General features: G+C 66.9%; 25 protein-coding genes. 12 read left to right on the forward strand and 13 right to left on the reverse strand.

All coding sequences use genetic code 11. The annotated features are described in order from the left end of the window. Nucleotides 1-68: 68 nt before the first annotated feature. A complete protein-coding gene (locus GGR48_RS16880; RefSeq protein WP_183953007.1) occupies nucleotides 69-1562 on the reverse strand; it encodes a replicative DNA helicase in 1494 nt (497 codons plus the stop codon). A gap of 97 nt (nucleotides 1563-1659) precedes the next feature. Here GGR48_RS16880 and GGR48_RS16885 point away from each other — a divergent pair, with 97 nt between their 5' ends. The 3 genes from GGR48_RS16885 to GGR48_RS16895 are packed head-to-tail and all read left to right on the forward strand — an operon-like array spanning nucleotide 1660 to nucleotide 3271. Beyond that, complete coding sequence (locus GGR48_RS16885) at nucleotides 1660-2142, forward strand: UPF0262 family protein (protein ID WP_183953008.1); 483 nt, start codon at nucleotides 1660-1662, stop codon at nucleotides 2140-2142. Continuing rightward, nucleotides 2142-2816, forward strand: a complete 675-nt coding sequence (locus tag GGR48_RS16890; RefSeq protein WP_183953009.1) for a GH25 family lysozyme — start codon at nucleotides 2142-2144, stop codon at nucleotides 2814-2816. Before GGR48_RS16885 ends, GGR48_RS16890 begins: the two co-directional genes overlap by 1 nt. Next, on the forward strand, nucleotides 2813-3271 hold the full coding sequence (locus GGR48_RS16895; RefSeq protein ID WP_183953010.1) for a cytidine deaminase: 459 nt from the start codon (nucleotides 2813-2815) through the stop codon (nucleotides 3269-3271). Before GGR48_RS16890 ends, GGR48_RS16895 begins: the two co-directional genes overlap by 4 nt. Before the next feature lie 195 nt (nucleotides 3272-3466). Here the strand turns inward: GGR48_RS16895 and GGR48_RS16900 are convergent, their stop codons facing one another. Further along, nucleotides 3467-4246 carry a MerR family transcriptional regulator gene (locus GGR48_RS16900; protein ID WP_183953011.1) on the reverse strand — a complete coding sequence of 260 codons (780 nt, stop codon included), beginning with the start codon at nucleotides 4244-4246 and terminating at the stop codon, nucleotides 3467-3469. 113 nt (nucleotides 4247-4359) lie between these two features. Between GGR48_RS16900 and dcd the strand changes: the two genes are divergently transcribed. Further along, nucleotides 4360-4914, forward strand: a complete 555-nt coding sequence (dcd, locus tag GGR48_RS16905) for a dCTP deaminase (protein WP_183953012.1) — start codon at nucleotides 4360-4362, stop codon at nucleotides 4912-4914. Between the two features lie 416 nt (nucleotides 4915-5330). Here the strand turns inward: dcd and GGR48_RS16910 are convergent, their stop codons facing one another. The 5 genes from GGR48_RS16910 to GGR48_RS16930 form a co-directional block, all read right to left on the reverse strand. Continuing rightward, on the reverse strand, nucleotides 5331-5690 hold the full coding sequence (locus GGR48_RS16910; protein ID WP_221211568.1) for a tetratricopeptide repeat protein: 360 nt from the start codon (nucleotides 5688-5690) through the stop codon (nucleotides 5331-5333). Nucleotides 5691-6268: 578 nt separating this feature from the next. Continuing rightward, a complete protein-coding gene (locus GGR48_RS16915) occupies nucleotides 6269-6694 on the reverse strand; it encodes an ExbD/TolR family protein (protein WP_183953013.1) in 426 nt (141 codons plus the stop codon). Between the two features lie 35 nt (nucleotides 6695-6729). Next, complete coding sequence (locus GGR48_RS16920) at nucleotides 6730-7203, reverse strand: ExbD/TolR family protein (protein ID WP_183953014.1); 474 nt, start codon at nucleotides 7201-7203, stop codon at nucleotides 6730-6732. Between the two features lie 100 nt (nucleotides 7204-7303). Further along, on the reverse strand, nucleotides 7304-8104 hold the full coding sequence (locus GGR48_RS16925) for a MotA/TolQ/ExbB proton channel family protein (protein ID WP_183953015.1): 801 nt from the start codon (nucleotides 8102-8104) through the stop codon (nucleotides 7304-7306). A 53-nt stretch (nucleotides 8105-8157) separates the two neighbouring features. After that, a complete protein-coding gene (locus GGR48_RS16930) occupies nucleotides 8158-8838 on the reverse strand; it encodes an energy transducer TonB (RefSeq protein WP_183953016.1) in 681 nt (226 codons plus the stop codon). Between the two features lie 215 nt (nucleotides 8839-9053). On the opposite strand from GGR48_RS16930, the gene GGR48_RS16935 reads away from it, so the two are divergent. Beyond that, nucleotides 9054-9959 carry a hypothetical protein gene (locus GGR48_RS16935; RefSeq protein WP_183953017.1) on the forward strand — a complete coding sequence of 302 codons (906 nt, stop codon included), beginning with the start codon at nucleotides 9054-9056 and terminating at the stop codon, nucleotides 9957-9959. Here GGR48_RS16935 and GGR48_RS16940 read toward each other — a convergent pair. Both GGR48_RS16940 and GGR48_RS16945 read right to left on the reverse strand, forming a co-directional pair. Further along, nucleotides 9935-10222, reverse strand: coding sequence for a Rossmann fold domain-containing protein (locus tag GGR48_RS16940; protein WP_183953018.1), 288 nt, complete (start codon nucleotides 10220-10222; stop codon nucleotides 9935-9937). The two genes, GGR48_RS16935 and GGR48_RS16940, sit on opposite strands and share 25 nt — an antisense overlap. Nucleotides 10223-10227: 5 nt before the next feature. Further along, nucleotides 10228-10596, reverse strand: a complete 369-nt coding sequence (locus tag GGR48_RS16945) for a dihydroneopterin aldolase (protein ID WP_183953019.1) — start codon at nucleotides 10594-10596, stop codon at nucleotides 10228-10230. Between the two features lie 110 nt (nucleotides 10597-10706). Here GGR48_RS16945 and GGR48_RS16950 point away from each other — a divergent pair, with 110 nt between their 5' ends. From GGR48_RS16950 to GGR48_RS16965, 4 genes are read left to right on the forward strand one after another with little or no spacing between them, the layout of a single operon-like run. Beyond that, entirely contained in the window at nucleotides 10707-11258 is a 552-nt protein-coding gene (locus GGR48_RS16950; protein WP_240455907.1) for a GNAT family N-acetyltransferase, read from the forward strand. A 2-nt stretch (nucleotides 11259-11260) separates the two neighbouring features. Next, nucleotides 11261-11833 carry a DUF1285 domain-containing protein gene (locus GGR48_RS16955; protein ID WP_183953021.1) on the forward strand — a complete coding sequence of 191 codons (573 nt, stop codon included), beginning with the start codon at nucleotides 11261-11263 and terminating at the stop codon, nucleotides 11831-11833. Then, on the forward strand, nucleotides 11830-12420 hold the full coding sequence (locus GGR48_RS16960; RefSeq protein ID WP_183953022.1) for a CoA pyrophosphatase: 591 nt from the start codon (nucleotides 11830-11832) through the stop codon (nucleotides 12418-12420). Before GGR48_RS16955 ends, GGR48_RS16960 begins: the two co-directional genes overlap by 4 nt. Beyond that, nucleotides 12417-13568 carry a CCA tRNA nucleotidyltransferase gene (locus GGR48_RS16965; RefSeq protein ID WP_183953023.1) on the forward strand — a complete coding sequence of 384 codons (1152 nt, stop codon included), beginning with the start codon at nucleotides 12417-12419 and terminating at the stop codon, nucleotides 13566-13568. The genes GGR48_RS16960 and GGR48_RS16965 overlap by 4 nt, the downstream gene beginning before the upstream one ends. Here GGR48_RS16965 and GGR48_RS16970 read toward each other — a convergent pair. The 4 genes from GGR48_RS16970 to GGR48_RS16985 form a co-directional block, all read right to left on the reverse strand. Beyond that, the gene (locus GGR48_RS16970; RefSeq protein ID WP_183953030.1) at nucleotides 13559-15151 is read right to left on the reverse strand and encodes a putative bifunctional diguanylate cyclase/phosphodiesterase; all 1593 of its coding nucleotides are present in this window, start codon (nucleotides 15149-15151) and stop codon (nucleotides 13559-13561) included. The genes GGR48_RS16965 and GGR48_RS16970 overlap by 10 nt on opposite strands. Nucleotides 15152-15352: 201 nt before the next feature. Further along, a complete protein-coding gene (gene parC / locus GGR48_RS16975) occupies nucleotides 15353-17605 on the reverse strand; it encodes a DNA topoisomerase IV subunit A (RefSeq protein WP_183953024.1) in 2253 nt (750 codons plus the stop codon). Between the two features lie 62 nt (nucleotides 17606-17667). Next, nucleotides 17668-18396, reverse strand: coding sequence for a hypothetical protein (locus GGR48_RS16980; protein ID WP_183953025.1), 729 nt, complete (start codon nucleotides 18394-18396; stop codon nucleotides 17668-17670). A 19-nt stretch (nucleotides 18397-18415) separates the two neighbouring features. After that, nucleotides 18416-18598, reverse strand: a complete 183-nt coding sequence (locus GGR48_RS16985) for a hypothetical protein (protein ID WP_183953026.1) — start codon at nucleotides 18596-18598, stop codon at nucleotides 18416-18418. Between the two features lie 165 nt (nucleotides 18599-18763). Between GGR48_RS16985 and purC the strand changes: the two genes are divergently transcribed. From purC to purQ, 3 genes are read left to right on the forward strand one after another with little or no spacing between them, the layout of a single operon-like run. Continuing rightward, a complete protein-coding gene (purC, locus tag GGR48_RS16990) occupies nucleotides 18764-19543 on the forward strand; it encodes a phosphoribosylaminoimidazolesuccinocarboxamide synthase (protein WP_007405170.1) in 780 nt (259 codons plus the stop codon). After that, nucleotides 19543-19773 (forward strand): phosphoribosylformylglycinamidine synthase subunit PurS, encoded by a 231-nt coding sequence (gene purS, locus GGR48_RS16995; RefSeq protein ID WP_183953027.1) that lies wholly within the window; start codon nucleotides 19543-19545, stop codon nucleotides 19771-19773. Before purC ends, purS begins: the two co-directional genes overlap by 1 nt. After that, the gene (purQ, locus tag GGR48_RS17000) at nucleotides 19773-20441 is read left to right on the forward strand and encodes a phosphoribosylformylglycinamidine synthase subunit PurQ (RefSeq protein WP_183953028.1); all 669 of its coding nucleotides are present in this window, start codon (nucleotides 19773-19775) and stop codon (nucleotides 20439-20441) included. The genes purS and purQ overlap by 1 nt, the downstream gene beginning before the upstream one ends. Nucleotides 20442-20895: the final 454 nt, after the last annotated feature.

Here is a 20895-nt window from a genome sequence, read left to right on the forward strand (position 1 = left end):
GACGCAACTCTTACAAGGACTGCGGACGTGGCTACAACATAGGAGTACAGGCGTCGGACAATATCGGATCAATAGCCCGCGAAGTCAGTGAACCGCGTGATCGTCGGGTCGAACTTCATCACCACCTTGCCGGTCGCACCGTGACGCTGTTTCGCGACGATCAGTTCGGCCAGGCCATAGACCCGTTCCACCTCGGTCGCCCATTTCGCGTGGTCTTCGAAGACCTTGCCGTCATCGCCTTCCATCGGGCGCTTGGGCTCGCGCTGCATCATGTAATAGTCTTCGCGGAACACGAACCAGACCATGTCGGCGTCCTGCTCGATCGAGCCCGATTCGCGAAGGTCGGACAGCATCGGCCGCTTGTCCTCGCGCTGTTCGACCGCACGGCTCAGCTGCGACAGCGCCAGCACCGGCACGTTCATGTCCTTGGCCAGCGTCTTGAGCCCGCGCGAAATCTCCGAGATTTCCTGCACGCGGTTGCCCTCGGACGACTTGCCCGAACCGGTCAGCAGCTGGAGATAGTCGACCACGACCAGCCCCAGCTCGTTGTTCAGCCGCCGCTGCAAACGCCGGACGCGGGTGTGCAGCGCGGAGATGGTCAGGCCGCCGGTATCGTCGATGAACAGCGGCAACTGCTCCAGCTCGGCGGCGGCGGCGGCGAGCTGCGCGAACTCGTTGCGGCTGATCTTGCCCATGCGCAGCGCCTCGGAGCTGATGCCCGACTGCTCGGCCAGGATACGCGTCGCCAGCTGGTCGGCGGACATTTCGAGGCTGAAGAACGCGACCTTGGCGCCGACCGACTCGGAGGGCGGAATGCCGTCGGCCATGTCGCGCATCCAGCGCCGCGCGGCGTTGAACGCGATGTTGGTCGCGAGCGAGGTCTTGCCCATGCCCGGACGCCCCGCCAGGATCATCAAGTCGGAGCGGTGCATGCCGCCGATCTTGGCATTGACCGAGTCCAGACCCGTGGTGATGCCCGAGACATGGCCGCCCGAGTTCAGCGCGCGCTCGGCATTCTTCACTGCCATGGTGGTGGCCTGGGAGAAGCTCTTCACCGCATTCTCGGAGCCGCCGTCTGCTGCCACCTTGAACAGCTCGTTCTCGGCCAGCTCGATCTGTGCGCGCGGATTCACCTCTTCGGACGTGTCCATCGCCCGGTCGACGAGCGTCCGCCCAACCGTCACCAGCGCGCGCAGCATCGCGAGATCATAGATCTGCGTCGCGAACTGCCGCGCGCCGATCAGGCTCGCCCCCGACCCCGTCAGCTGCGCCAGATAGGACGGGCCGCCCAGCGCCTTCATCCCCTCGTCCGCCTCGAACATCGGACGCAGCGTGACGGGGGTCGCCAGCATGTCGGTGGCGCGCAGATTCTTGATCGCGGAGAAGACGCGGCCATGCACGGGCTCGAAGAAATGCTCCGGGTCCAGCCGGTCGACCAGATCGTCGGCCAGCCGGTTGTCGATCATCATCGCGCCCAGCAGCGCGGCCTCCGCCTCGATATTGCGGGGAAGCTGCTGCGGCTCGGCGCCGGCAGCGGGGTTCGGAAATGCGAGGGTGGCCATTTCTCCGGCGTTAGCGCGAAGAGCCCCGGGATGAAAACGCATTGCGTCGATCAGCGGGGGATTTGCGGCGCACGCGCTTCGCGACTATCCCTGCGGCATGGCCGATCCGCGGATCATCTCTATCGACCTGGACGAACGCAGCCTGGGCTGGCGCTCGGCCGATGTCGAGCAGGAGCGGCGGATCGCGATCTTCGACCTGATCGAGGAAAATTATTTCGCGCCGCAGCGGCCGCAGGCGGACGGCTATGCCGGGCCCTACCGGATCAAGCTGGAGTCCGAGGAAGGGCGCCTCGGCATCCATATGTACCGCGAGGACGGCACGCATATCGAAACGCTGGTGCTGGCGCTCGGGCGGTTCCGGCGGCCGATCAAGGATTATTTCGCGATCTGCGACAGCTATTATCAGGCGATCCGCGCATCCACCCCGCAACAGATCGAGACGATCGATATGGCGCGGCGGGGCATCCATAACGATGCCGCCGAGATGCTGAAGGAGCGGCTGACCGGCAAGATCGAGGTCGACTTCGATACCGCACGCCGCCTCTTCACACTGATCTGCGTCCTGCATATCCGCAACTGATGGCGATTCTCTGGAAAATCGGTGCCGGCCTGCTGGCGCTCGGCGCGGTCACGGCAGGCGGGCGGCATTGGGTGACGCATTGGCAGCCCTCGACCGAGCGCTATCCGCTCCAGGGCATCGACCTGCCCGAAAATCCGCCGGCCGTCGAGTGGCGGACGGTGCGCGCGCATGGCGCGGACTTCGCCTATCTCGTCGCGACTTCGGGCGCGGACCGGCGCGAGCCGTCGTTCGAGGCGAACTGGGCCGCGCTGCCCGAGGCGGGCCTGCGGCGTGGCGCGATCCATATCTATTCGCTGTGCCAGCCCGCGACCGCGCAGGCGGATGCGTTCAACATCTTCGTACCACGCGCCGGCGACGCCCTGCCCGCCGCGATCGACCTGTCCTATCATGACGACTGCACCGCGCGGCCCGAGCGCGCGACGCTGGTCGCCGACCTGACCCGCTTCGTGACCATGGTCGAGACGCATACCGGCAAGCCGGTAATGCTGCGCGTGTCCAAGCCGTTCGAGTCGGACTATAGCATCACCGCCGCGCTCGATCGTCCGATCTGGGCGATCGGCAATGTCTTCAAGCCCGACTACGCCGCGCGCCCCTGGCGCATGTGGCGTGCCAGCGACTTCCGCCGGGTCGAAGGGGTGGAAGGCCCCGTACACTGGGATGTCGTTACACCATGACCGAAACCGCCTCCGACGCGACCGCGCTGATCGCCGCCGCGCGTACCGCCGCCCTGCATGCCCATGCGCCCTATAGCCGGTTCGCGGTGGGGGCGGCGCTGTTGATGGCGGATGGCTCGGTGATCACCGGCGCCAATGTCGAGAATGCCAGCTACGGCCTGTCGCTCTGCGCCGAGACGGTCGCGATCGCCACCGCCTCGGCCGCCGGGCGGCTGCGCGAGATCGTCGCGATCGGCGTGATCGGCGGCGCGATGGACGCCGATGGCAAGGCGACCGGCACCACCCCGGTCAGCCCGTGCGGCCGCTGCCGCCAGGTCATCAACGAAGCCGCGCAGATGGGCGGCCGCGACTTGCCTGTCCATTGCGGCGCGGCCGAGGGCGATGCGGTGCGGACCTATCGCCTGTCCGATCTGCTGCCGGATGCCTTCGGCCCGGCGGATTTGGGGATCGGCTGAATCTGTCGCGCGGCGGCGCGAAAATGGTTCGCGCAGAGGCGCAGAGAGCGCAGAGGCGAAATTCGGAATTCGTCTATCGTTTGCGATAGCGGGCCATCGCCAATGGCAAGCCCTCTCTGCGTCCTCCGCGCCTCCGCGCGAACCAATTTCCAAAAAGGACTTCGCGGCTTCGCGCCTTCGCGTGACCAAACCGACTCAGCCCTCCGGCTCTCCTCCCCGCGCCTGCATCGCCGCACTGGCGGCCTGAATGAATTGCCACACCTCGGCGGAGAAGCCCGGATCGGCCTGCCCCTCCCATTGCTCGCGCTTCTGGTGCAGCCGCGTCGCCCCCGCCCACATCTCGGGCGTCGCGACGGCCCGGAACGGCGCCAGCAGCGCGGACCACTCACGGACGAAGCCCCGCGCCGCCTCCGAGTCCGGATCGAGCGGTAGCGCCGCCGCGATCCGCCGGCCCAGATCGGCCCATTGCGCCTGATAGGCCTCCTGATCGAAATCGGGCGCCAGCGCGTTCCTCCGCTCGGCCCAATGCGCCTGTTCCTCCTTCGTGAACTGCCGGTCGATCACCTGCTTCCATTGTGCCGTCGTCATGCTGTGTCCCTTTCGGATCAGCGAGCAAAGCGTCGCGACGTCGATGCGCTCGCCGGCATCGATGCGGGACTGGATGGATCGCAACAGGCTGGCCGTGTCGGCGAGCGCGGCGGCCTGCGCCTCGACCGCCGTCAGTTGCGCGGCGACCATGGGCCCCAGTCGCGCATCGGGCCGGTCGAGCATCCGCCCGATCGCCGCCAGCGTGAACCCGGCGCGTTTAAGGGCGACGATGGCGTGCAGCCGCTCCAGTTCGCCCGTGCCGAAGATACGCCGCCCACCCTCGCTGCGTAGCGGCCGGATCAGGCCGCGCGCCTCGTAAAATCGCAGCGCCCGGCTGCTCAGGCCGGTGGCGCGGGCGATCTCGGCAATATCGAGCATGGTCGTCATGACAACCGGAGTACCGCTTGACGCAACGTCAACCGCAAGCCCCATTTTGCGTTTCGACGCTTGCCCTGCCCCCGCGATCCGGCGATGAGCGGCAACGCTTAAGGGGAATGAAGATGTCGATCCTGTCCGACCGCTGGATTCGTGAAGCCGCGCAGACCCAGGGGATGATCGAGCCCTTCGTCGAGAATCAGCGTCGCGACGGCTGCATCAGCTATGGCCTGTCCTCCTATGGCTATGACGCGCGGGTGGCGGACGAGTTCAAGATCTTCACCAATGTCGACAGCGCGGTCGTCGATCCGAAGGATTTCGCGTCCAACAGCTTCGTCGATCGCAAGACCGATGTCTGTATCATCCCCCCCAACAGCTTCGCGCTGGCGCGAACGGTCGAATATTTCCGGGTGCCACGCGACGTGCTGGTCATCTGTCTGGGCAAGTCGACCTATGCGCGCTGCGGGATCATCGTGAACGTCACACCGCTGGAGCCGGGCTGGGAAGGCCATGTGACGCTGGAGTTCTCCAACACCACGCCGCTCCCCGCCAAAATCTACGCCAATGAAGGCGCGTGCCAGTTCCTGTTCCTGAAGGGCAATGAACCTTGCGAGGTCAGCTATGCCGACCGCGCGGGTAAATATATGGGGCAGCGCGGGGTGACGTTGCCAAGACTGTAACGGGGGAAGCCCCAACCTACCCCTATCAAGCCGGTCATTCCCCAAACTATTCCTCCCCTGCAAGGGGAGGTGGCAGGCCGCAGGCCTGACGGAGGGGTGTCCCGGTCAGAGAGGTGAGGCTGAACCGCAAGTCGGCGACAGCGCTTGCCATTGCATGCCGTCATCAAGGGCGAAGAGGTGCAATCCGGTTCGCACTGGCGACGGCGACATCATTCACCCTGCCAGCCTTCAATCGACTGTAAAAAGTCGAGACGGCCTGGCCTGAAAATAGCCAACTTTTCAGCCGTCGCTCGGCATCAGTTTCTCATGACCGCCGCACGATCGAACCGGCCTGGCCTGCGCGACATATCGTGTCAGCGACTCAGGACCTTGGACAAGTCCGAACCCGATATGGTCCGGACTCGTCCGCTGTCTCATCAGCGCGAGGCCATGACCTGCGTCAGATGACGCAGCCCGGTCTGCGCGACGCTATGCGACGACGTCACCGCGCCCGAGGGCATGTCCATCGCGATCGGCTTTTCGTTGAGCACCGCACCGTACAAGGCACGCGCTTCGCTCGCCCGGCCGGTCTGCGCGTACACCGCCGCGAGGTTGAGCATCAGCTCAGGGCTGTCGGGGCTGGTCCGGCGCTCGGCCAAAAGGGTGCGCTCGGCGGCCGCCAGATTGCCGGCGGCGATTTCCTGATACCCCGTGCGCTGCGGCCAACCGTCCTGGGCCATGGCCGGGGCTGCCACGCCCGCCGCCGCGACAAGCAACACCGAAACGACTCCACGCATCTCTCTTCTCCTATGTTTCACTTTTATGACGTTACGTTGTCATTTTTGTGAAACACACGCAAGAGGTGAAAGATGCGTGCGGCGATGCCGTTATCGGACAGCGCGCCGACCGAAGGCGTCGACGGTTATGGGGCCGGAAGTTCGCGCCGACGGCTGGGGAATGTGGAGGGTCACAGAGTCGACGAGCGGACACATGGTGGCGCTATGCTTCCACTGAGCGATGCTGCCCTGGCATGTCTCACACTTTTCCGGGGAGCCGGACTGGATCGCGTCCCATGCCGACAGACGGGATCACCTACGCCCGTCCATTCCACTCTTGGAGCACTGATTAAGGCTTGGGGCACGATGCCCTGCAAGGTTCAGAAGGGTAAGCGGTGGCACCGCCCCCCCAACCTCTCCGACGTGGACACCCCTCCGTCAGGCCTTTCGGCCTGCCACCTCCCCTTGCAGGGGAGGAATAGGACGCGGCCCGATCTACCCGTGATAAGCCGTTGCACCCGAGGATCAGTCCCCCCCCAAACGCAAAAAGGGCGACCCTTGGGGGCCGCCCTCTTCCATCAACGTTCCGATCGGGTCGATCAGAAGTCGTTGCGGTACTGCTCGTTGCCGATGAAGCCGAGCTTGCTGACCGCCGAGCGCTTGATCACGGCCAGGGTCTCGTCGACCTTGGCGTATTTGGCGTCGGGGGCCGGCTGGAAGTGCAGTTCCGGCTCGGGGTTCATGGCAGCGGTCTGATCCAGATACTGACGCAGCGTTACCTCGTCGACCGGCGACCCGTTCCAGGTCACCGTGCCGGCGGCGTCGATACCGACCTTGTTCTTTTCGGTATTCACGACCGGCGTGTTGTTCTTCGAGTTGACCGGCAGGTCGACCTTCACCGCGTGAGTCTGGATCGGGATGGTGATGATGAACATGATGAGGAGCACGAGCATGACGTCGATCAACGGCGTCGTGTTCATGTCCATCATCGGCTCGCCATCATCAGATCCGGCGCTCATTGCCATGGCGTGCTAACTCCTACTTGTGTCCGCCCGGCCGATCAGGCGCGGGCGTTGCCGCCGGGGGGCGGCTCGGAGATGAAGCCGACACGGGCGAAACCGGCCTGCTGCATCGTGTAGATGGTGCCACCGATGCACCGATACGGCGTATTCACGTCACCGCGAATATGCGCCTCGGGCAGCGATTCGGGGGTGATGTTGGCACCCAGCCGCTCGACCTCGGCCTTCAGCTTGTCGACCGCGCGGGTGCGCAGTTCGTCCGACGTCACCGGGGTCAGGTTCCAGTACACCTTGCACTGGCCATTCTCGCTGGTGACCGACAGCGAGACGTTTTCCGGCTTCGTCGTCGTCGGATCGAAGCGGACGTTCGGCAGTTTCAGCGGAACGGTCTGGATCACGACCGGAACCGCGATCAGGAAGATGATGAGGAGCACCAGCATGACGTCCACGAGGGGCGTCGTGTTGATCTCCGACATCGGTTTCTCGGCGGAGTCACCGCCAACGCTCATCGCCATGAGAGAGCTATCCTATCCATGCATTCTATCACCGTCCCAAAGGGAGCGGCGGGGGGTGGCGGGGCCGTGTCCCGAGGGACCGGTCCCCGCCCCCTTAGGCTCAGGCGCGGGTCTGAACGCCACCAGCCTGACCGGCGGTGGTCGTCGCCGGGGTCGCCTTGACGGCGGTCGGCTTGGCAGCGGCGCCCGAAGCGATGGCGGGGCGAACCGCACCGTTCGAGGCCAGGAAGCCCAGCACGTCGTTGGAGAACGACGACAGGTCTTCGGCGATGCCCTTGTTACGACGCTGCAGCCAGTTGAAGGCGAGCACGGCCGGAACCGCGACGACCAGACCCAGTGCGGTCATGATAAGCGCTTCACCGACGGGACCGGCGACCGCGTCGATCGACGCCTGGCCCGACGAGCCGATCTTGATGAGCGCGCGGTAGATGCCGATAACCGTACCGAACAGACCGATGAACGGCGCGGTCGCACCGACGGTCGCGAGGAAGGCGAGACCGCCACCCAGCTTCGAGTTGATCGCGGCTTCCGAACGCGCCAGCGAGCCGTGCAGCCAGTCATGCGCCTCGACCGGATCGGTCAGCTTCGAGTGCTGGTCCTGCGCGGCCAGGCCGTCGTCGACGATCTGCTTGTAGGCCGAGTTCTTCTCGAGTTTGGCCGAACCTTCGCGCAGCGAGTTCGCCGACCAGAAGCCCTGACGGACGCGCTTGGCCTGGTTGATGATCTTCTGCTGCTCGAACAGCTTCGAGAACAGGATGTAGAACGACACGATCGACATCAAGCAGAGGATGGTGAACACCGACTGCGAGATGAGGCCGCCTTCCTTCAGGGCCTGGCCGAGACCGTAGGGGTTTTCGGCACCGGCCGCGGCGCCGCCCGCGGCGAGGATGGTGGTGAGCATGGTTGGTTAGGTCCTCTGACTAAAGCGTTTGAGTTTGAACCGGCTTTTAGCCGTTATTCCTGTGGCAACTGCCAACGGATGTTAAGCGTGTAGGACGAGGCGACCGGATTACCCGAGGCGTCCTGCGCCGGGGTAAAGCGGACACGCGCCTTCGAGATGCGACAGGTCGCATCGTCCAGGGCCCGGTTGCCGCTGCCCGACAGGATCGAGCAATCGGTCACGCGGCCATCGGTGCCGATCGACAGCTTCGCCGACACGCGACCTTCCGCGCCTTCGCGCTGGGCCGAGGGCGGATAAGCGTCGGGACCGAAATACTGGCCCGGGTTACCGCGCAGACCGGCGGCCTTCGAAACCGTCGGCGGTGCGGGCGGCGCAGGCGGAGCCGGCGGCGCAGGCGGGGCCGGCGGCGCGGTCGGCTGGCTCAGCGGGATGATGCTCGTCGTCGTGACCGCGGGTGCCGGGACGGGCACGTTCACGATCGGCGGCGGCGTGACCACCGTGGTCGGCGGCGGAGGCAGATTCGGCTGCTCCGGCGGCGGGGGCGGTGGTTCATCGGGCGGGGGTGGGGGCGGCGGCTCTTCCACGTTGAACGTGTCAAGCTTTTCGGTCGCCTTCTTCACGTACTGGTATGCCAGTCCCGTGACGAAGGCGTAGCCCAGGGCTGCGTGGATGAGCACGACGATAACGATCGCGACCACCTTGCCCCCGGACATCTTCTGGTCAGTATAGGCCATTCAGCAACGAAACTCCTCAGTCTGCCAGTTTCGCCTCGCCGTAGCGTGGGGACGTGGGAAACTCCTGCCATGCTCTTTCGGCATGCGGCAGAGCCTTGGACCCTATCGTGACGGCTGGCGCGGCGCAATCAGTTTGTCGGACGTAATAAACGTACAATAGCGCCATGACGAAATTATTTCTGTATTGTTAATAAACGAAGGAGTAGCGCGAAGCGATGAATCCGCTGTCCCACGCCGTGCCCCGCGCCGTCCGCATCGGTGCCCTGAGCCTTTTGATTTCCGTTCTGGCCGCCCCCGCCTGCGCGCAGGTGACGACGATGGCCTCGCCGCGACCGGCGGATGCCGCGCCGGGCGCGCCCGGCCTGGGCTATGCCGACCTTGCCGATCTCGTGCTCTCCGCGCCCGTCATCGCCGACGTCACCATCCGTTCGACGACCGCGATCAAGGGGGCCGAGGCGGCCGGCGTCGCGCCGGGGCATCAGCGGCTCTATGTCGAGGCCGATGTCGGCACGCTGCTGCGCGGATCGGGTGGGCTGCCGGCGCGGGTCGGTTACCTCTTCGACGCGGCGACCGATGCGCGCGGACGGGTCCCCAAGCTCCGGAAGATGCGGGTGCTGATCTATGCGCGGCGGGTGCCCAATGCCCCCGACCAGTTGCAGTTGGTCGCCCCCGATGCGCAGTTGCCCTGGACGCCGGATACCGATCAGCGCAGCCGGACGATCGCGCGCGATGCGCTGTCGCCCGAGGCGCCGCCGGTCATCACCGGCGTCGGCAATGCCTTTTACGTACCCGGCACCCTGCCCGGCGAAGGCGAGACGCAGATTTTCCTGACCACGGCCAAGAACCGCCCCGTCTCGCTATCGGTGCTGCGCCGTCCGGGCGAGGAGCGCCGCTGGGCCGTGGCGCTGAGCGAGATCGTCGACGAAGCCGCCGCCCCGCCGGCGCGCGATACGCTGCTCTGGTATCGCCTGGCCTGTGCGCTCCCGGAGTCGCTGCCCGATCACAGCACCGCCTCGCTCTCGCCCGAGGATGCGCAGGCGGCGCGTGAGGATTATCGCTATGTCGTCCAGAAGCTCGGCCCGTGCAGCCGGACACGTCAGGTCCCGACCGCGAGCAGCTGACCGGTGACGGCCTGCGCGGCGGCGAGATAGGCGACCGCTGCCGCAATCGCGTCGGGCGATGCGTCGGGCGACGGCATGACGGCATTGATCCGCGCATCCGGCGCGATGGCGATCGCAAGCGGGCCGATCGCCGCCTCCGCCATCGCCTGCGCCACCGAGTCGCGCCCGGGCATCAGCACCAGCACGAGGTCGACGCCGGGATGCGCCACGACCACGGCGCGGACGTCGGCGTCGGGGGCCAGATCGATGCGCCGCGCGACCATGGCGGTCAGCGGCGGTGGCGGACCAAGGTGATGCCGATCGCCTCACCATCCTCGGCGATGGCCAGCTTCACGATCTTCACCTTCACCCGCTGCACCCGCTGGTCCTGCAGGAACAGCGTGTCGCAGATATGGTCCGCAACTCCCTCGATCAGCGTGAAATGCACGCCCTCGGGCAGCACCGTCGCGGCATGTTTCAGATCGAGATAGTTCTTCGACGCGGCCAGCGGCGTGTCCGGCGTATAATGGTCCGGACAGTCGAGATCGACGGTCAACGAGATCCGCAGCGGCTGCGGCAGGTGCGTTTCCTCGGAATAGATGCCGGTCAGCACCTGGACTTCGAGGTCATGGACTTCAAGCTGGAGACGGTCTTCCATGACAGCGCCTCTAGCCAGAGCGCGCGGCCAAGGGAAGCATGGGCTTGCATCGCGCACGCCACGGGTTAAGGGCGCGCCTTTCCCCACCCCGGCGATCGGACCCCGCCCTTTTGTCCCAGACGATCGATCTCATCCCGCTCGACGCGGTCGACCCGGTTTTGGTCGAGGCGCTGCTCGACCACGCCTTTCCGCCGGGGCGACAGGCGCGCACGGCGTATCGCGTGCGCGGATCGGTGGCGCCGGTGGCATCGCTCTGCTTCGCCGCGCTGGCGGGCGACGGCACGCTGATCGGCTCGATCCAGTGCTGGCCGATCACGCTGACCGATGCGCAGGGATCACGCTGGCCGATGATCATGATCGGGCCGGTCGCGGTCGCGCCGGAGCGTCAGCGCGACGGGATCGGCCGGCGGCTGTTCCTCCACATGCTGGCTGCCGCCGAGCGACAGGGGCTGGACCGCGCGATGATGCTGATCGGCGATCCCGAATATTATGGCCGCTTCTTCGGCTTCTCGGCGGAGCGGACCGCGCGGTGGGAACTGCCCGGTCCGGTCGAGCGCCACCGGTTGCTGGCGCGCGGGCCGGACGTGCCCGACCGGGCGGGGATGCTGGGGCCGGGCGACCCGGCCTTTACGGCGCAGGCTTCGATCCTTACCTCGAACTGATCATGCCCATGGCGCCGTCCCCCGACCTGTCCTCCCTGAGCCTCGCCGAGATCGTGCGGGCGATGGAGGAGCAGAAACTGCCGCCCGTATCGCAATGGAATCCCAGCCATTGCGGCGACAGCGAGATGCGGATCGCGCGCGACGGCACCTGGTATCATCAGGGCAGCCCGATCGGCCGCCTCGCCATGGTGCGCCTGTTCTCGACCATCCTGCGCCGCGAGCCGGATGGCCGCCACGTGCTGGTCACGCCGGTCGAGAAGCTCGACATCGCGGTCGAGGATGCGCCCTTCGTCGCCACCGTGCTGAAGATCGAGGGCGAAGGGCGCGATGGCCGGCTGGTGTTCCAGCTCAACACCGGCGATCTGGTCGCGGCCGGCCCCGACCATGGCCTGCGCTTCGAAGAGGGGGAGGACGGCCCCCGCCCCTATCTGCATGTCCGCGACGGTCTGGAGGCGCTGATCGCGCGGCCGGTCTATTACGAACTGGCCGAACGCGCGCTGGCGGGCGGCGACTCGACACCGGGCGTGTGGAGCAACGGCGCGTTCTTTCCATTGACCGCTGCGGAGCCGGCATGACGCTGGCCGAAAGGCTGGCGGAGGCGATGGCACGTATTCCGATCGGCGAATTGCTGACCGGTGACGGCGTCGAAAGCCATGAGATGGCGGCGGTGCCGACCGCCGCCGCCGTGCTGGTGCCGGTCACCGATCGCGTCGAGCCGGGCGTCGTGCTGACCCAGCGGACCGAGACGCTGCGCAATCATGCCGGACAGATCGCCTTTCCCGGCGGCCGCGCCGATCCGGGCGACCGCGATCTGGTCGCGACCGCGCTGCGCGAGGCGGAGGAGGAGATCGGCCTGTCCCCGCGCGCGGTCACCGTCGTCGGGCTGGCCGACCGCTACCGCACCGTCACCGGGTTCGAGGTGACGCCGGTGCTGGGCGTCATCCCGCCCGACCTGACACTCACCCCGTCCGAGGCGGAGGTTGCGAGCCTGTTCGAGGTGCCGCTGGCCTATCTCCTCGATCCCGCACACCACCACCGGGTCAGCGCGCCGTGGCGCGGACGGACCCGCCATTTCTACGAGATATTATGGAACGACCGGCGCATCTGGGGCGCGACCGCGGCGATGATCGTCAACCTGTCACGGCGGCTGCAATGGGCATGAACCCCGCCACCGTGCCCTGGGCCGATCGCGACGACCTGATCGCGCTGGCCGCCACGCTGGAGGCGCGTTTCGTCGGCGGCGTGGTGCGCGATTCGCTGTTGGGGCATGCGGTCGCCGACATCGATCTCGCCACGCCGCTGTCGCCCGAGACCGTCATCGCGCGGGTGCGCGACAGCGGGTTCAAGCCGGTGCCCACCGGCATCGCGCATGGCACCATCACCGCCGTCCTGCCGGATGGTCCGGTCGAGGTCACGACGCTGCGCCGCGACGTCTCGACCGATGGCCGCCATGCCGTGGTCGCCTTCACTGATGACTGGCGCGAGGATGCGGCGCGGCGCGACTTCACGATGAACGCGCTCTATGCCGATCCCCGGACGGGGGCGCTGTTCGACTATTTCGGCGGGCTCGACGATCTGAAGGCGGGACGCGTCCGCTTCATCGGCGATCCGCTGCAACGGATCGCTGAGGATCATCTGCGCATCCTGCGCTTCTTCCGCTTCCATGCCCGCTTCGGTCAGGCGATCGACGAGGCGGGGTTGGCGGCTTGTACTGCGCGCGCCAACGACCTGATGGCCCTGTCGCGCGAGCGGATCGCGGCGGAATTGCTCAAGCTGCTGGTGGCGGCGCGCGCGGTGCCGGTCGTCGCGCTGATGGTCGAACGCGGCATCCTGCGCGCGGTGATCCCGGAGATCGATGCGGAGGGTGCCGAGCGGCTCGCGGTGCTGGCCGAGCGCGAGCAGGCGGCGGGTGTCGCCCCGGACGCCATTCGTCGCCTTGCCGCCTTGCTGCCCCCCCAGGCCGCCGAAGCGGTGGGCGCGCGGTTGAAGCTGTCCAATGTGGATCGCAAGCGCCTGATCGCCGCCACCGCCGGGCCGGGGGACGAGGGGCCGCGAGCGCTGGCCTATCGTGTCGGCGTTCCGGGCGCGGTCGACCGATTGCTGCTGGCGGGCGAGTCGGTGGACGCGGTTCGCGACTGGAGCCCCCCCGCCCTGCCGCTGACCGGCGGGGCCCTGGTCGCGCGCGGGATCGGCAAGGGGCCGGAGGTGGCGCGGTTGCTGCGCCAGGTCGAGACGCGGTGGATCGCGGAGGGTTTCCCTGACGAGACGCGCGTCGCCGAACTGGCCGACGCGGCGGTCGCTCAGGCCTGAGCCGCGATCATCGCCCAGGCGGCATCGGGATCGAGCGGACGGGCATAGACATAGCCCTGGCCATAGGTGCAGCCGAGCGCGGCCAGGGTCTGGCCCAGCTCGACCGTCTCGATCCCCTCGGCGGTGGTCTTCATGCCCAGCGCCTGGGCCAGGCCCAATATGGCGCGGACGATCGCGATCTTGTCGCGATCGGCCAGCATGCCCGAGACGAAGCTGCGGTCGATCTTGAGCACGTCGATGGGCAGGCGCTGGAGATAGGCCAGGCTGGAATAGCCGGTGCCGAAATCGTCCATCGCCACCATGGTGCCCAGCGCCTTCAGCGCCTCCATGATGCCGGTCACCCGGTCGGGATCGCCGACGATCGCGCTTTCGGTGAGCTCCAGCGTCAGGCGGTCGCCGGTCAGCGCGGTGCGCGCCAGCGCCTGCTCGATCACATCGGGAATGACGTCGCGCTGCAACTGGATGGCCGAGACGTTGACCGACATGCGGATGCCGCAATGCCCCCCCGCCCGGCGGTCCCATTCGGTCAGCTGGCTCAGCGCCCGGTCGATCGCCCAGCGGCCCAGCGGCACGATCAACCCCGATTCCTCGGCGACGGGGATGAAGTCGGACGGGAAATGGTCGCGCCCATCGGCATCGCGCCACCGGGCCAGCGCCTCGAACGAGACGACCTTGCCGGTGGAGAGGTCGCAGATCGGCTGATAGGCCAGATGCAGCTCTTCGCGCTCGATCGCATGGCGCAGCGCGGTTTCCATCGCGAACTGCGCGCGCGCCAGGGTGAAGGCCTGGGGGTGATAGACCTGGGTATTACCGGCGGTCTTGGTCTGCTTGACCGCGAATTGCGCGTGGCGGATCAGTTCCTCGGCATCGCCGTCCTGATCGGCGCCGAAGGCGATGCCGATCGAACCTTCGACATTGACCTCGAAATCGGTCAGCCGGAACGGGGCGGCCAGCGCGCGCTCGATCCGCTCGGCCAGGACATGCGCCTCGTCCTCGCCGCCGTCGATCATCATCAGCACGCCGAACTCGTTGCCGCCGATCCGGCCGATCGAGTCGCGCGACCGCAGCGCGCCCTTCAACCGGCGCGCCACCGTGATCAGCAATTCGTCGGCGACCAGCGAGCCCATGCACGCGTTCAGCCGCCCGAAGCGGTTGAGATCGACCACCAGCACCGCATGGGCGTGGCCGGTCTCCATCATCAACTCGATCAGATCGCCGAAACCCTGCCGGTTGGGCAGGCCGGTCAGGCTGTCGATCGTCATCTCACGACGCAGGCTGCGTTCGGTATGATGCTGCGCGGTGTGGTCGACCAGCATCAGCACGAAGCTGTCCGGCTCGTCCTCGGCCGACCGCGTCAGCGTCGCCTGGAAATAGCGGCGGTCGATCACATCGCCCAGGGCGATCGGGAATTCGATCGAGTCGCGCTCGTGCCCCGGAAACATGGCGAGGCGGGTGGCGAGTTCGTCGATCAGCATCGACAGGGCGGCCGCCTCGTTCAATCCGGCGCGGCGAAACGCCTCGTTGCTGGTGACGACGATCGGGCGGCCATCGACCAGCGCGATCTCGGCGGCGGGAATCGCCATGATCCCGACCGCGCATGATGTCAGCGTGGCGTAATGTCGCGTCGAGGGGCGCGGCGTAGGATAAGCGATCGAGGCCATCGCCACATCGTGTAGCCCAGGGAAGGTTAAAAGCCCCTAAAGCGTACGCAACGATCGAATCCGGAAACGGTTGTGATCCAACACTTCCTTAGCCGATCGCGAAACACCGTTGCCCGGTGCCGATCAGCCGAACCGGTTGTCGCGCGGGAACCCCGTCGGCGGCATCCGCCCCGCCGCCCCGCGCGCGGTGCGCCAGGCGGACAGATCGGCCTCGGTCCGCACCCGCCCGGTCTCGCCGCCCATCGGCCAGCTCAGCCCGTCCTTGAACACGAAGGTCGTCGCATCCGACAGCCCGCCGTCGCGGTAGCGCTGGAGCTGGACGCCGGTGCCGCGCGACAGCTCGACGAACTCGGTCAGCGGGAAGACGAGCAATTTGCGGTTGTCACCGATCGCCGCGACATAATCGTCCTCCGCGCCCACCGGCCGCACGACCTTCAGGCTGGCGCCTGCGCGCGGGGTCAGCACGGTCTTGCCCTTGCGCGTCTCGGCGATGGTGTCGGCGGTCGGCACGATGAAACCGCGTCCGTCCGAGGCGGCGACCAGCAGCTTGGGTGCGCGACTGGCGGGCAGGAAACCGGTGATGCCGATCGATCCGTCCAGGTCGATCATCGCGCGCACCGGCTCGCCGAAACCGCGTCCGCCGGGCAGCTTGTCCGCTGCCAGCGTGAAGAACCGGCCATTGGCCGCCGCCAGCAACAGTTTGTCGGTCGTCTGCGCATGAAAGGCAAAGGCGGGGCCGTCGCCTTCCTTGAACTTCGCCGTATCGGCCGAGGCGAGGTCGACATGGCCCTTCATCGCGCGAATCCAGCCGCGCTGCGACAGGATGACGGTGATCGGCTCACGCTCGATCATCGCCTCCAGCGGAATGTCGCGGGTCGGCGCGGCTTCCTCGATCAGCGTGCGGCGTGCGCCGAGCGGCGTCTCCAGGCCATAGCGGTCGCGGATCTTGCCCAGATCCTTCTTCATTCGCGTCCGCTGCCGCTGCTCCGAGCCGAGCAACAGCGTCAGCTGCTCGCGCTCCTTGTCGAGCTTGTCGCGCTCGCCGCGAATCTCGAACTCCTCCAGCCGCCGGAGCGAACGGAGGCGCATGTTCAGGATCGCTTCCGCCTGGCGGTCGGTCAGGCGGAACTCCTCGATCATCACCGCCTTGGGCTCGTCCTCGGTGCGGATGATCTCGATCACCCGGTCGAGATTGAGATAGGCGACCAGATAGCCGTCGAGCAGCTCGATCCGGTCGGCGATCTTGCCTAGGCGATGTTCGGAGCGCCGCCGCAGTACGACGAACTGATGCTCGACCCAGGCGGCCAGCGCCTCGCGCAAGCTCATGACGCGCGGGGTGCGGTCCTTGTCGAGCACATTCAGGTTCAGGCTGATCCGCGTCTCCAGGTCGGAGAAGCGGAACAGCCCGTCCATCAGCACCTGCGGATCGACGGTGCGGGCGCGCGGCTCCAACACGATGCGAACCTGCGCATCCGATTCGTCGCGCACGTCCGCCAGGATCGGCAGCTTCTTGTCGTTGATGAGCGTGGCGATCTGTTCGATCAGCTTGCCCTTGGCGACGCCGTAGGGGATCTCGCTGATGACGATCTGCCAGCCGCCGCCCTTCTCGCGTTCGATCTCCCAACGTGCGCGGACGCGGAAGCCGCCCCGCCCCGTGGTGTAGCTTTCGCGCAGGATCGCCGGCGCGTCGACGACCATGCCGCCGGTCGGAAAGTCCGGCCCCTTGACCAGCGCCAGGATGGCGTCGTCATCGGCTTCGGGCCGATCGACCAGCAGGATCGCGGCCTCCAACAGTTCGGCGGCGTTATGCGGCGGGATGCTGGTCGCCATGCCGACCGCGATGCCGCTCGCGCCGTTCGCCAGCAGGTTCGGGAACAGGCCGGGGAACAGCTCGGGCTCCTGCTCCTCGCCATTATAGGTCGGGCGATAAGCGACGGCGTCTTCGTCGAGGCCGTCCATCAGGTCGATCGCAACCTGGGTTAGCCGCGCCTCGGTATAGCGGTACGCGGCGGCGTTATCGCCATCGATGTTGCCGAAATTACCCTGCCCGTCGACGAGCGGATAGCGCAGCGCGAAATCCTGCGCGAGGCGGACCATCGCGTCATAGACCGACTGGTCGCCATGCGGATGGTATTTACCGATCACGTCGCCCACCACGCGCGCGCACTTCTTGTAGCCCGCCGCCGGATCGAGCTTGAGCAGCCGCATCGCCCAGAGCAGCCGTCGGTGCACAGGCTTCAGGCCATCGCGCACATCGGGCAGCGAGCGCGCGGTGATCGTCGACAGCGCATAGACGAGATAACGCTCGGACAGCGCGCTGTCGAAAGGCGCGTCCAGCACGCCGACGGGAGGATTGTCGCGGAGATCGATCGCCATGGAAGCCGAGCTTCTAGCAAGCGTTGCGCGGAAGGACAATCATCCGGATCAAAAAGGGAACATCAGCCGGATGGCGAAGGATCGTCCATATCCTCCTCGACCAGGATGACGCGGAAGGCGATGTTGCGCCATTCCTCCGACGACAATGCGATCCAGTCGATCGACTCGCCCACCTCACGCCGGCGCGGCCGATCGCCGGCCAGTTCGAGATAGAAGATCGCGACGTTGCGCATGACGACCTTCACCGGGAACCGGTCGGCATCGCGGATCAGGCTGACGACCGTGCCCTGATAGCCCAGGATGCCGCCCTCGACATCGGTCTTGGTCAGGACATAGGCGTTGATGAAGTCGTTCGGGCCGACGTTGAGCGTCAATATGTCGGCCAGCGGCCCGTGAAAGACGCCCGGATCGCCGTATCGCTTGCCCAGCCAGGCCGCGCCCCGCCCGGTAAGGTCCGCCAGAAAGCTCAGCCAGATCAGCCCGAGCAACAGGCCGATGACATGGTCGCGGGTCAGATCGGCGTTGGAATGCAGCGCGAAGACGGCATAGGGATCGGCCAGCGGCAAGGGGATCAGCGGCGGCAGCCCGGCGACGCCGGCGAGGATGATCGCATAGGCGGCATGAACCGCGATGCAGCACATCCCTGCCTGGGCCAGCCCCTCGACCCCCGATAGCGGCGGAAAGACGGGGTCGGCCTCCGCCACGCGCCCGGCGCGGTAATAGGCGCGCATCGCCAATATGCCGGGAAGCAATAATGCGGTCGCCAATATGGCGAGGAGCGTCAGGCCCATGACATGGCCCGACCGGGCATCAGCGCTGCGGGTCGGCCTGTTGGCGGCGAGCGCGTTCGATGTCGCTGCGGCGGATCACCCGCACGCCGTCGGCGCGGACCTGCGCGATCCGCTCGACCGCCTGCCAGCTGCCGCCAAAGGCCGAAAACACATCGGCGGCGGTTTCGATCGAGGCGGGCGAATTGATGCGTCCAGCGGCCATGCTCCCGATATAGCATCGCCCCGGCGCGAAACCAACCACCGCCCCCGATTCTGCCCGCCTTGCGCCATTGCACCCGCGTGCGCGTTCCCTTATAGGCCGCGCCATCCCGCCTCGGGCCTCAGAATGTGGGGCACCGGGGCTGTACTCATTTCAGGGGACCGCCGCATGGCTCGCCGCCGCCAAATCTACGAAGGCAAGGCCAAGATCCTGTACGAGGGCCCCGAGCCCGGCACGCTGATCCAGTATTTCAAGGACGACGCCACCGCGTTCAATGCCCAGAAGAAGGGCACGATCAACGGCAAGGGCGTGCTCAACAACCGTATCTCCGAGCATGTCTTCACCATGCTCGACCATATCGGCGTGCCGACCCACTTCATCCGCCGCCTGAACATGCGCGAGCAGCTGATCCGACAGGTCGAGATCGTGCCGATCGAGGTCGTGGTGCGCAACGTCGCGGCGGGCTCGCTGTCGAAGCGTCTGGGCATCGAAGAGGGCGTGAAGCTGCCCCGCACGATCATCGAATATTATTACAAGGACGATGCGCTGGGCGACCCGATGGTCACCGACGAGCATATCGCCTGCTTCGGCTGGGCCAGCCAGGAAGAGATGCACGACATCGCCGACCTGGCGATCCGCGTGAACGACTTCCTGTCAGGCATGTTCGCCGCGATCGGCATCCGCCTGGTCGACTTCAAGCTGGAATTCGGCCGCATCTGGGACAATGACTTCGGTCGCATCATCCTGGCCGACGAGATCAGCCCCGATGGCTGCCGCCTGTGGGACATGACCACCAACGAGAAGCTGGACAAGGACCGCTTCCGCCGCGATCTCGGCGGCGAGGTCGAGGCCTATCAGGAAGTGGCGCGCCGTCTGGGCCTGCTGCCCGAGGGGGGCGACACCGCCGTCCTCGATCTGGAAGAACACCGCAAGAGCCGGGGCAAGTAATGAAGCTGAAGATTTTCGTGACCCTGAAGCCCGGCGTGCTCGACCCGCAGGGCAAGGCGATCCATCACGCGCTGGAAAGCCTGGGCTTTGCCGGCGTCAATGACGTGCGCGCGGGCAAGCTGATCGAGCTGGAAGTCGCCGACGCGACGACCGACGCGCAGATCGAAGAGATGTGCCGCCAGCTGCTCGCCAACACCGTGATCGAGAATTACCGGGTGGAGCGCGCCTGATGAAGACCGCCGTGATCGTCTTTCCGGGCTCGAACTGCGACCGCGACCTCGCCGTCGCGCTGGAGGCGGTGACGGGCGTCAAGCCGACCATGGTCTGGCACGGCGACAGCGAACTCCCCGAGGGGCTGGGGCTGATCGGCGTGCCGGGCGGCTTCTCCTATGGCGACTATCTCCGCTGCGGCGCGATCGCGGCCCGTTCGCCGATCATGCGCGCGGTCGTGGAGTCGGCGAACAAGGGCACGCCGGTGTTCGGTGTGTGCAACGGCTTCCAGGTGCTGGCCGAAACCGGGCTGCTGCCGGGTGCGCTGATGCGCAACCGCTCGCTCAACTTCGTGTGCCGCGACGTCGATCTGGAGGTCGCCAACACCGACAGCGCGTTCACCCGCCTGTACGAACAGGGCGAGACGATCCGTATCCCGGTCGCGCATCATGACGGCAATTACTTCGCCGACGCCGACACGCTCGACCGCCTCGAAGGCGAAGGCCGCGTGGCCTTCCGCTATGCCGAGGACGTCAACGGTTCGGCCCGGGGCATTGCGGGCGTGCTGAACGAGAAGCGCAACGTGCTGGGCATGATGCCCCACCCCGAACGCCGTATCGAAGCCGCGCACGGCGGCGACCATGGCCGCCGGTTGTTCGAGGGCCTGCTGGAAATGGTGGGGGCCTGATCCCACCCCCCGTTCAGCCTGAGCCCTTCGGCTGGCTGGCAAGCCAGCCGCTCAGGGTAAACTTCGGCGCTTCGCGCTGAAGGCGAAGGCCACGCGATGAGGTTCGAGAGGGGAAGCGGGGCAACTCGCTTCCCCTTTTTGGATTGGCTCACGCGAAGCCCCGAAGCCGCAAAGAAGATGTTTGTTCGCGCGGAGGCGCGGAGAACGCGGAGGTGTATGGCCTCCTGGAGGCCTTCTCCCTTTCAAATAGGATCATCTAAATGAACTCACCCCTCCCCTTCAGGGGAGGGGCCGGGGGTGGGGCGCCTCCCCGGGCCGGGCGTTTGCGGCGAGGGGGGGGCCCCCCCCCCCCCCCCCCCCCCGCGCGGGGGGGGGGGGGGGGGGGGGGGGGGGGGGCGCCCCCCCCCCCCCCCCGCCCCCGGCCCCCCCCCCCCGCGCGCGGGCCGGACGCCCC

Source organism: Sphingomonas pseudosanguinis (genome assembly GCF_014196255.1).
GTDB lineage: Bacteria > Pseudomonadota > Alphaproteobacteria > Sphingomonadales > Sphingomonadaceae > Sphingomonas > Sphingomonas pseudosanguinis.